This is a genomic window from Thauera linaloolentis 47Lol = DSM 12138, assembly GCF_000310205.1.
In the GTDB taxonomy this organism is placed as follows: Bacteria; Pseudomonadota; Gammaproteobacteria; order Burkholderiales; family Rhodocyclaceae; genus Thauera; species Thauera linaloolentis.
Map to the genome: position 1 here is coordinate 1 of NZ_AMXE01000103.1, position 10,397 is coordinate 10,397.

Below are 10,397 nucleotides of genomic sequence, written 5' to 3' on the forward strand. Positions count from 1 at the left end.
ACAAACCACTCAACCCGTCCGGCAGACACCGCGAAAGAGACGCGCATTATAGACAACAAAATAAAATACGCAAGAAGAAAACGAACTGCACAATACCAGCCGGACGCGCGCTCAGAACCCCTGCCCGCCGGCGTAATTCTCGAAACGCGTGTTCTCCCCAATGAAGGTGAGACGAACCGTGCCGGTCGGGCCATTACGATGCTTGCCGATGATCAGCTCGGCCGTACCTTTGTCCGGCGAGTCGGGGTTGTAGACCTCGTCCCGATAGATGAACATGATGATGTCGGCATCCTGCTCGATGGCGCCGGACTCGCGGAGATCGGACATCACCGGGCGCTTGTTCGGCCGCTGCTCCAGGCTCCGGTTGAGCTGGGAGAGCGCGATGATGGGCACGTGCAGTTCCTTGGCCAGGGATTTCACCGAGCGCGAGATCTCCGACAGCTCGGAGGCCCGGTTATCCCCTTCGCGCGTACCGCTCATCAGTTGCAGGTAATCGATCACGACCAGCCCAAGGCGGCCGCACTGGCGCGCAAGCCGGCGGACACGCGCCCGCAGATCGATGGGATTGAGCCCCGGCGTCTCATCTATATAGAGCGGCGCGTCGTAGAGCTTGCCCATCGCCATCGTCAGCCGTTGCCAGTCGTCATCGGTCAGGCGCCCGCTGCGTATCTTCTGCATGTCGATGCGCCCGACCGACGAGATGAAACGCGTCGCCAGTTGCGTGCCCGGCATTTCCATCGAAAAGATCGCCACCGGCAGGCGCTGTTCGATGGCGATGTGCTCGGCGAGGTTCAGTGCGAAGGTCGTCTTGCCCATTGCCGGGCGCCCCGCGACGATGATCATGTCCGACGGCTGCAGGCCGGACGTCTTCTCGTCCAGATCCACCAGCCCCGTCGGCACCCCCGTGACCTCGGAGGGATTGTCGCGGTCGTAGAGTTCCTGCACGCGATCGACCACCTGCTTGAGGATCGGCTGGATAGACACGAAACCGCTGGCATTGCGGGCACCCGCCTCGGCGATCTCGAACACCTTTGCCTCGGCCTCGTCGAGCAAGGCCTTCGCATCCTTGCCCGACGGACTCAAGGCACTCGCCGCGATCTCGTCCCCCACCGCAACCAGCTTGCGCAGGATCGCGCGCTCGCGAACGATCTCGGCATAGCGCCGGATGTTCGCCGCCGACGGCGTGTTGTTGGCAATCTCGGCGAGGTAGGCGAGCCCCCCCGCCTGGTCGGCCTCGCCGTTCTTCTCCAGGGACTCGTACACCGTAACGACGTCGGCCGGCCGTCCCTGATCGATGAGCTTGGTGATGTGGCGGTAGATGCGGCGATGGTCATCCCGATAGAAGTCCGCTTCGCCGGCAAGATCGGCGACACGCTCCCAAGCCTGGTTGTCGAGCAGGATGCCGCCGATGAGCGATTGCTCGGCCTCGAGCGAATGCGGCGGAAGCTTGATCTGCGCGATCTGCGGATCGGACATGTAATCGGGAAAACCGGAAGACGGAGAACTCATCACAAACACCCTTTGAAACCAGCTCGCCGCATTCCAGGGATGCGCGGCGCCACGCCCGAGCATACAGCCGAACCTGCAACGGCACGCAAGCGCGAAGACGCGCCCACCCGAACCCGTGCGGACAGAAGCAAAAAGGGCTGCACACGGCAGCCCTTTTCATCGACTCGCGGGAAACGCGCAGAATTACTGCTCGCCGACCACCGCAACGGTGATGGTGGCAACCACATCGGCGTGCAGGCCGATCTCGAGCTGGACCTCGCCAACCTGCTTCAGCGGGCCTTCCGGCATGCGGATGGCAGCGCGGTCGATGTCGAAGCCCTGGGCAACCAGCGCCTCGGACACGTCGGCGTTGCCGACCGAGCCGAACAGGCGGCCATCCATGCCGGCCTTGCGGGAAACCTGGACCGAGGCACCTTCCAGCTTGCCGGCCAGCGCCTGGGCGGCGGCCAGTTTGTCGGCCTGGGCGCGCTCGAGCTCGGCACGGCGGGCCTCGAATTCGGCCAGGTTGGCTTGCGTGGCGCGCTTGGCCTTGCCTTGCGGGATCAGGAAGTTGCGGGCGTAGCCGTCCTTGACCTTGACCACATCACCGAGGCCACCGAGGTTCACGACCTTTTCGAGAAGAATGATTTGCATGAGTCCGTTCTCCTCTTACTGGTGCAGATCGGTGTAAGGCATCAGAGCCAGGAAGCGGGCGCGCTTGACGGCGACCGACAGCTGACGCTGGTAACCTGCCTTGGTGCCGGTGATGCGTGCCGGCATGATCTTGGCGTTTTCGGTGATGAAGTCCTTCAGGATATCCACATCCTTGTAGTCGACTTCTTCGATCTTTTCAGCAGTGAAGCGGCAGAACTTGCGGCGCTTGAACAGGCCACGACCACCGCGATCATCTTTCTTCTTGAACTTGGACTTGGGCTTGAAAGCCATTTCAGTTTCCTTCGAGAAATTCGATTGTATTCAGGTGCAGCACCGGGCTTCGACTACGCAGGCTTCGCGCCGCGAGGAATCCGCTGATCCGCACCGCCGCCCCGGGCTTCGCCATCGCCAGCACGCCGGCGAGATCGCCGACTGCCACCGCCTGCATCTCGACCGAAACATCGCGGGCAAGCCCCGCTTCGACTTGTTTCGATTCATGTGCCAGCACGCAATTTGCGACGGGTATTCCTGCAGGCGTTCGACGCAAGGGCAGCAACTCGGCCACACGCGCATCGAGGCGCAACTCGTTCAGCCCCGGGTCAGGCAACTCAGGCAGCGGCCGCTTCGCTGTCGGCCGGCTTGGCTTCGTCGGACGAAGTGTTCAGCGAGCGCGACTTTTCTTCCTTCATCATCGGCGAAGGCGTGGTGACGGCCTTCTTCATCTTGATGGTGAGGTGGCGCAGCACGGCGTCGTTGAACTTGAAGGCGTGCTCGAGCTCGGCCAGCGTTTCACCGTCGCACTCGATGTTCATCAGCACGTAGTGGGCCTTGTGCACCTTCTGGATCGGGTAGGCCATCTGACGGCGGCCCCAGTCTTCCAGGCGGTGGATCTGGCCATTGCGGCCGGTCACGAGCGTCTTGTAGCGCTCGACCATCGCCGGCACCTGTTCGGACTGATCCGGGTGGACGATGAAGACGATTTCATAATGTCGCATGCAAACTCCTTGCGGTTGGTCGTTGCAGCCCCCCGGCATGCGGTCCGGTGGAGCAAGGGAAGCCCGGCAGTCTATCAAGAACGTCTGAAAAATCAAAGCCCCGATCAACTCTGGCCGTGCCCGCAAGCTTCATCGCCGCGCAGAAAGACTGCTTACACTCTGCCGCAATCCCTTTCCAGCGCCTCGGCTAGCATCCGCAATACGGGCTTGCGCCCTGACAGAACGGCACGAACGAGGCAGACCATGGACACCCCCTTCACGCGCAGAATCATCACCGCCTTGATCTGCAGCGGCATCCTCGCCGCCGCGGCTCCGGCCATGGCAGGCCCGCCCATGGTGGCAGGAGGGTATGATCGCGGCTGGCAGCACAAGAAGCATCACCACCCGCAGCACCGGGGCTGGGACGAGCGCACCGTGTACCGCGAAAGAGTCATCATCCGCGAGCGCCCGCGCCCATTCCGCGAGCGCGAGGTACATCACTATCACCACTACGCGCCGCCGCACTACGACCGCGCCTATCGCCCCTACGGCTACGGACGATCGCCGGCGGTGGTGATCGGCATCGAGGTTCCGCCGATCGTCATTCCGCTGCGCTGAGCGGATGCCGGCCGCCTTCAGCGCGGCCGGCTGTCCCAGATCTTCTGCAGCCGCTTGACCGAAACCGGCATCGGCGTGCGCAGTTCCTGCGCATACAGGCCGACGCGCAGCTCTTCCAGCAGCCAACGGAATTCTTCCAGCGCGGGGTCGTCGACGCCCGTGCGCCGCCGGGCCAGGCGCTCGCGCTCCCAGGCTTGGGCAAGCCCCTTCCAGTCAGCCATCGCCTGCGCATCGCGCGCCGGATTGTTGCGGAGTTTGTCCAGCCTGACCGCCGCCCCTTTCAGGTAGCGGGGAAAATGCGCGATCCGCTCCCAGGGGAAGGCGACCAGGAAATCCTTGGGCAGCAAGGCCGACATCTGCGCCTGGATGTCGGCCACCGCGTCTGGAAAGGTCTTGAGCCCGGCTAGGCGTTTCTGCAGCCCCGCATGTTCGGCCAGCAACTGTCCGGCAAGGCGCATGAACTCCTGCGCGACCAGGCTGACACGCGCCTTGGCCTCGACACATCTTCGCGTGAACGCATCGCCATCCGCCGGCAAGGGCTCGGCCAAGCAGCAGCGCGCCAGTGTCGCCTCCACCAGGCGCGCCTTCAATTCAGCCTCGGTGCCGAAACCCATGTACTGCAAGGCAAGCTCGCGCAGACCGGGCAGGCGCTCGATCGCGCGCACCTGGTCCTTGAGAGTGAGCGCGAACAGGCGCGCGAGGCCGCGCCGATGGATGCGCGCCGCCTCCTCCGGGGTATCGTAAGGACGCAGCGAGACACTGTCGCCATCGTCATGCAGGGCCGGAAAGCCGATAACCTCCCGGCCCGCCACGCGCACCTCCAGCAGCTCGGGCAAATCACCGAAAGACCACGCGGTGAAGCCGGCAAGCGCCGGCGCCGCGGCGTCCACCGCCGGCGCGGCGCTGCCTTGCCCCGCCCCCTTGCCCGGCGCCAGACCATCCCGCGCCCCGCCGCCGGTCCGCACCCCCGCGGCCTTGCTATTTTGGGCGCCCTCGGCCACGCCGGCCGCCGACAAGGCCCCCGCCAGGGCGCCGCCGATCTTCGCCGCCGAGAAACGCGCCGCGACCTGCTCGCGGAAACGCGCCCGCAGTTCCATCAGATTGCGCGACTGCCCCATCACCCGGCCATGCTCATCGATGACGCGGAAGCTCATGAAGCAATGCGGTTTCAGATTCTCCGGGCGGAAGCTCTCCAACGGCAGCTTCAACTGCACGCGCTCCTCGACGAAGCGCTGCAGCATCTTCAGCAAGGGTTCGCCGACATCGAACTCGCCGGCCGCGAACGCCGCCATGAAGTCCGCCGCGCTGTCAGCCACCGGCTGCAGGCGATGCCGGTGCTTCTGCGGCACGGTCTTCATCAGCGCCGCGACTTTCTCTTCGAGCAGTCCGGGCACCAGCCACTCGCAGCGATTGACAGGGATCTGGTTCAGCATCGCCAGCGGCACCGTCAGCGTGACACCATCGTCGGCCCCGCCCGGCTGATGCAGGTAAGCCAGCTTGAGCTTCTGCCCGAGCACTTCCAGCACCGGCGGAAAGCGCTCGGTGGTGACGCCCTCGGCCTCGTGCCGCATCAGTTGCTCACGCGACAGATGCAACAGCCCGGGTTCGGCCCTTTCCGCCAGTTTCCGCCACGCCTCGAAACCGGCGAGGTCGCACACGTCCGCGGGCAGCTTGCTGTCGTAGAAGGCTTCGATCAGGGCTTCGTCCACCAGCACGTCGGGGCGGCGCGACTTGTGCTCCAGCCGCTCGATGTCCGCCACCAGGCGCTGGTTATGCGCCAGGAAGGGCATCGCGCGCGCGGGGCCGTCGGCAACCTCGCCCTGCACCAGCCCCTCGCGGATGAACAGTTCGCGGCACAGCGCCGGGTCGATGTCACGATACGCCACGCCACGGCGCGGATAGATCACCAGACCGTACAGGGTGCCGCGCGCCCAGGCGCGCACCGCGCCGGACGACTTCGACCAGTGCGGCTCGAACACCTGGCGCCTGAGCAGATGGGCGCCCACCTCCTCCACCCATTCCGGCTCGATGCGCGCGATGCAGCGGCCGAACAGGCGCGAGGTTTCGACCTGCTCCGCGGCCATGATCCACTTACCGGCCTTCTTCGCCAGCGCGGAGCCCGGATGCGGCCAGAACTTGATGCCGCGGGCGCCGAGATAGGCGCCGGCCTGCTGTCCGGCGGCCTCCTCGATCCGGCAGCCGACGTTGCCGAGCAGGCCGGCGAGCAGGGCCTTGTGGATGGATTCGTAATTGGCCGGCTGGGTGTTTTCCTTCCAGCCGTGCTCGGCGCACAGCGTATGCAACTGGGCGAACACGTCGCGCCACTCGCGCATGCGCATGGCGTTGAGGAAATGCTTCTTGCACCAGGCTTTCTGCTTGCTGGACGACTCGTGGCGCAGCACTTCGTCCCAGGCCTTCCACAGATGCCAGTACCACAGGAATTCGGATTTCTGGTCCTGCTCGCCGCCGCGGAAGCGGGCATGCGCCTGGTCCGCAGCCGCGGGGCCGTCCTGCGGGCGTTCGCGCGGATCCTGCACCGACAGCGCGGCGGCGATCACCAGCACTTCGGTGAGCGCGCCGCGGTCGCGCGCGGCGAGGATCATGCGGCCGATGCGCGGGTCGAGCGGCAGCTTCGCCAGCTCCACGCCGGCCGGCGTCAGCCTGCGCTCATCGTCGTCGGTGACCGCGCCGAGTTCGGCGAGCAGCGCATAGCCGTCGCCGATCAGGCGCGAGCCGGGCGCATCGATGAAGGGAAAATCCTCCACCGCGCCCAGCCTGAGCGATTTCATGCGCAGGATCACACCGGCCAGCGACGAGCGCAGGATCTCGGGATCGGTATGCGCCGGACGGCGCTTGAAGTCATCCTCGTCGTACAGGCGGAAGCAGATGCCGTCCATCACCCGGCCGCAGCGGCCGGCACGCTGCTGCGCCGCCGACTGCGCGATCTTCTCGACCTGCAACTGCTCGACCTTGTTGCGCGGCGAGTAGCGTTTGATGCGCGCCAGGCCGGTATCGACGACGTAGCGGATGCCCGGCACCGTCAGCGAGGTTTCAGCGACGTTGGTCGACAGCACCACGCGGCGACCGCTGGACGGCGAGAACACGCGCGCCTGCTCCTGTGCCGATTGGCGCGCGAACAGCGGCAGCACCTCGGTTCCGGGCAGGTGGTGCGCCTTCCTCAGCGCTTCGGCAGCCTCGCGGATCTCGCGCTCACCGGGCAGGAAGACCAGCACGTCGCCGGGGCCGCAGCGCTGCGCCTCGTCGACCGCATCGACCAGCGCATCCATCAGATCGCGGTCGCGCGCCCTGGGGCCGCCTTCGCGGCGCGTTCCGCCCTTCGCCGCCGCCGGACGCGCCGCCCGCGCTGCATCGGCCCCGTCCGCCTCGCCGCCTTCCACCGGCCGGTAGCGCATCTCGATCGGATACAGCCGGCCCGACACCTCGATCACCGGCGCCGGCTTCCCCGCGGCATCGGCAAAATGCTTCGCGAAACGCTCCGCATCCAGCGTCGCCGAGGTCACGACCAGCTTCAGATCCGGCCGGCGCGGCAACAGGGTCTTCAGATAGCCGAGCAGGAAATCGATGTTCAGGCTGCGCTCGTGCGCCTCGTCGATGATCAGCGTGTCGTAGGCGGCCAGCAGTGGATCGGTCTGCGTCTCGGCGAGCAGGATGCCGTCGGTCATCAGCTTGACGTGGCTGCGCTCGCCGGTCTTGTCGGTGAAGCGGATCTTGTAGCCGACGGCCTGCCCGAGCGGGCTGTTCAACTCCTGCGCGATGCGGCTCGCGGTAGCGCGCGCCGCCAGCCGGCGCGGCTGGGTGTGGCCGATCAGGCCGGCCACGCCGCGCCCCAGGGTCATCGCGATCTTGGGCAGTTGCGTGGTCTTGCCGGACCCCGTTTCGCCACACACGATGATGACCTGGTGGGCGGCCATCATCGCCGCGATCTCGCCGCGGCGCGCCGACACCGGCAACTCGGGCGGGAAGTCCGGCACCGGCAGCGCGGCACGGCGCAGGGCGAAGGCAGCGCGCGAGCGCGCCAGCAAGGCATCGAAATCGGCCTGCAGGCGGGCGCGCTGGGCCACTGCGCGTTCATCCGCGGCGGGCCGCCGCGGATGAACGCGCCTCAGGTCGCGCCCAAGCCGGCGCAGACGGGGACGGTCGGCGCCAAGGCAATCATCGAAGGCAGGCATGTCCGCGTCGTGCGCGGACGGTCGGTGTTGTTCGCTCATGTCCGGTATTGGAAGCGGCGGTCGCCGCGCTGCGGAAGAGGGGCCGCATTATCCCAGCAGCCGGCCGCCACGGCAGCATCGGCGCTCCGATATGCCGGGTGCGGGCCATCGTCCTCCCGCCCCGATCGATCGGGGCGGCCTGCGTTCGGGGCTGGCCGACCCTCCGGGCGGATGAGACAATTCCGCTTTCCTTTCGCGTCGCCCGCCATGCCCGCAGAGCCACTCGCCGCCATACTCTACACGCCCGAAGACAAGATCGAGGCCCTGCTGGCACAGGCTGCATGCATGCTGGCCAGTCGCGGCGTACGGCTCGGCGGCGTGATCCAGCACGACATCGCCGGCACCGACGACACGCCGCACACGATGGAGCTCGAAGATCTCGCCAGCGGCAGCCGTTTTGCGCTGACCCAGGATCTGGGCAGCGGCTCGGACGCCTGCAGCCTCGACACCGCAGCCCTTGCCGAGGCCGCGGCGGCCGTGCGCGATTCATTGGCGGCCCCCCCCGATCTGGTCCTGATCAACAAGTTCGGCGCCCAGGAAGTGGGCGGTGCCGGCCTGCGCGACGAAATCGGGCAGGCCGTGGCCGCCGGCATTCCGTTACTGACCGCGGTCGGCATCCGCTTCGCCGACGACTGGCACACCTACACCGGCGGCACCGGCGTGCTGCTCGAAGCGCGCCTGGACGCCATCCTCGCCTGGTGGGACAGCCGCTGAACGCCCCCGTAGCGGTGCCCTCCCGATGGATTCGCAGGCCGTCCGCAGCCACGGAGCGGCACCCCGGCCGCTCGTCTCTCGGCCATGCATGACCGCCGCAGGCCCGAAGCAGGCGCGCTCCGAACTTTCGCTGCGGCGCAATATCCACGCGCTATAATCCGCCTTCCCCAAGGCCCGCCCGACCCCATCCCCAATGGATATCGAACTACTCCTCATCGCACTCGTTCTCGGCATCATCGAGGGCCTCACCGAATTCCTGCCGGTGTCGTCCACCGGCCACCTCATCATCGTCGGCGACCTGCTCGGCTATAACGACGACACCAGCAAGGTGTTCAAGATCGTCATCCAGCTGGCCGCCATCCTCGCGGTGTGCTGGGACTACCGCGAACGCCTGATCAAGGTCGCCGTCGGCCTGCCCACGCAACCGGCCGCGCAGCGCTTCGTCGGGATGCTGTTCATCGCCTTCCTGCCCGCCGCGGTACTGGGGCTGATGTTCCACTCCACCATCAAGGGCCTGCTGTTCAACCCGCTCACGGTGGCCACGGCGCTGGTGATCGGCGGCCTCATCATCCTGTACGTCGAAAAGCGCGCCTACCACCCGCGCATCAACGACGTGGACGAAATGCGCTGGAGCGACGCGCTCAAGGTCGGCTTCGCCCAGGCGCTGGCGATGATCCCCGGCACCTCGCGTTCGGGCGCCACCATCATGGGCGGCCTGGTCTTCGGCCTGTCGCGCAAGACGGCGGCGGAATTCTCCTTCTTCCTCGCCATCCCGACCATGTTCGCCGCCACGGCCTACGACCTGTACAAGAACTGGGCGCTGCTGCGGCTGGACGACGTGCCGGTGTTCGCGGTCGGCTTCGTCGCCTCCTTCGTCGCGGCGATGTGGGCGGTGAAGAGCTTCATCAAGTTCATCTCCAACCACACCTTCATCGCCTTCGCCTGGTACCGCATCGCCTTCGGCCTGTTCGTGCTGGCGACCTGGTACTTCGGCTGGGTGGAATGGTCCGAAACCTGACGGAAGCGGCGCGATGATCATCTACCTGCACGGCTTTCGCTCGGCGCCCGCCTCGGTCAAGGCCCAGGCACTGAAGTCGCGCATGGCCGAACGCGGGCTCGGCGGGTTCTTCTGGTGCGAGCAGTTGCCGGTGTCGCCGCGCGACGCGATCGCACTGGCCGAAGCCGCCATCGACCGGGCGCTCGGCGCCGGCCTGCAGCCGACGGTCGTCGGCAGCTCGCTCGGCGGCTACTATGCCACCTGGCTCGCCGAGCGCCACGACCTGCGTGCCGTGCTGGTCAACCCGGCGGTGGTCGCGCCCCTGTCGCTGGAGGCCTACATCGGCCCCCAGGAAAATCTCTACACCGGCGAGCGCTTCGAATTCACCCAGCAGCACATCGACGTGCTGCGCGCCCTCGACGTCCCCGCCATCACCCGGCCCGAGCGCTACTGGCTGCTCGCCGAAACCGGCGACGAGGTACTCGACTACCGCCACGCGGTACGCAAATATGCCGGCGCGCGCCAGACGGTGCTTGAAGGCGGCGACCACGGCTTTTCGCGCTGGAACGACTATCTCGACGCCGTGACCGATTTCGCCAGACTCGGCGCCGCGCGGGGCTGAACGTGTCCGCACGCGCGCCCGGCCCCACGCCAGCCGCCGACACGGCCGGCTTCGATGCCCGCCGCTTCAAGGCAATGGAACGCGCCGGCTTCAACCGCATC

The 10,397-nt window shown here is 66.8% G+C and carries 10 protein-coding genes; 4 read left to right on the forward strand and 6 right to left on the reverse strand.

Annotated features, from left to right (window positions below):
- Nucleotides 1-111 precede the first annotated feature (111 nt).
- The 5 genes from dnaB to rpsF form a co-directional block, all read right to left on the reverse strand.
- The gene (gene dnaB / locus C666_RS17155; protein ID WP_211206776.1) at nt 112-1,509 is read right to left on the reverse strand and encodes a replicative DNA helicase; all 1,398 of its coding nucleotides are present in this window, start codon (nt 1,507-1,509) and stop codon (nt 112-114) included.
- 183 nt (nt 1,510-1,692) lie between these two features.
- On the reverse strand, nt 1,693-2,142 hold the full coding sequence (gene rplI / locus C666_RS17160) for a 50S ribosomal protein L9 (RefSeq protein ID WP_004344922.1): 450 nt from the start codon (nt 2,140-2,142) through the stop codon (nt 1,693-1,695).
- A gap of 15 nt (nt 2,143-2,157) precedes the next feature.
- Nucleotides 2,158-2,433, reverse strand: a complete 276-nt coding sequence (rpsR, locus tag C666_RS17165) for a 30S ribosomal protein S18 (RefSeq protein ID WP_002933051.1) — start codon at nt 2,431-2,433, stop codon at nt 2,158-2,160.
- 1 nt (nt 2,434) lies between these two features.
- Nucleotides 2,435-2,749, reverse strand: coding sequence for a primosomal replication protein N (gene priB / locus C666_RS17170; RefSeq protein ID WP_028791944.1), 315 nt, complete (start codon nt 2,747-2,749; stop codon nt 2,435-2,437).
- Nucleotide 2,750: 1 nt separating this feature from the next.
- A complete protein-coding gene (gene rpsF, locus C666_RS17175; protein WP_004344926.1) occupies nt 2,751-3,137 on the reverse strand; it encodes a 30S ribosomal protein S6 in 387 nt (128 codons plus the stop codon).
- Between the two features lie 243 nt (nt 3,138-3,380).
- On the opposite strand from rpsF, the gene C666_RS17180 reads away from it, so the two are divergent.
- Nucleotides 3,381-3,734: a hypothetical protein gene (locus C666_RS17180; protein ID WP_004344928.1), complete on the forward strand. Its 354-nt coding sequence runs from the start codon at nt 3,381-3,383 to the stop codon at nt 3,732-3,734.
- A 17-nt stretch (nt 3,735-3,751) separates the two neighbouring features.
- Here C666_RS17180 and hrpA read toward each other — a convergent pair whose 3' ends face one another.
- The gene (hrpA, locus tag C666_RS17185; RefSeq protein WP_028791943.1) at nt 3,752-7,963 is read right to left on the reverse strand and encodes an ATP-dependent RNA helicase HrpA; all 4,212 of its coding nucleotides are present in this window, start codon (nt 7,961-7,963) and stop codon (nt 3,752-3,754) included.
- Between the two features lie 207 nt (nt 7,964-8,170).
- On the opposite strand from hrpA, the gene C666_RS17190 reads away from it, so the two are divergent.
- The 3 genes from C666_RS17190 to C666_RS17200 all read left to right on the forward strand — a co-directional run bounded on the left by C666_RS17190 (nt 8,171) and on the right by C666_RS17200 (nt 10,296).
- The gene (locus tag C666_RS17190; protein WP_004344931.1) at nt 8,171-8,677 is read left to right on the forward strand and encodes a DUF2478 domain-containing protein; all 507 of its coding nucleotides are present in this window, start codon (nt 8,171-8,173) and stop codon (nt 8,675-8,677) included.
- Nucleotides 8,678-8,870: 193 nt separating this feature from the next.
- A complete protein-coding gene (locus C666_RS17195; RefSeq protein WP_004344932.1) occupies nt 8,871-9,695 on the forward strand; it encodes an undecaprenyl-diphosphate phosphatase in 825 nt (274 codons plus the stop codon).
- A gap of 13 nt (nt 9,696-9,708) precedes the next feature.
- Entirely contained in the window at nt 9,709-10,296 is a 588-nt protein-coding gene (locus tag C666_RS17200) for a YqiA/YcfP family alpha/beta fold hydrolase (RefSeq protein ID WP_004344934.1), read from the forward strand.
- Nucleotides 10,297-10,397 lie beyond the last annotated feature (101 nt).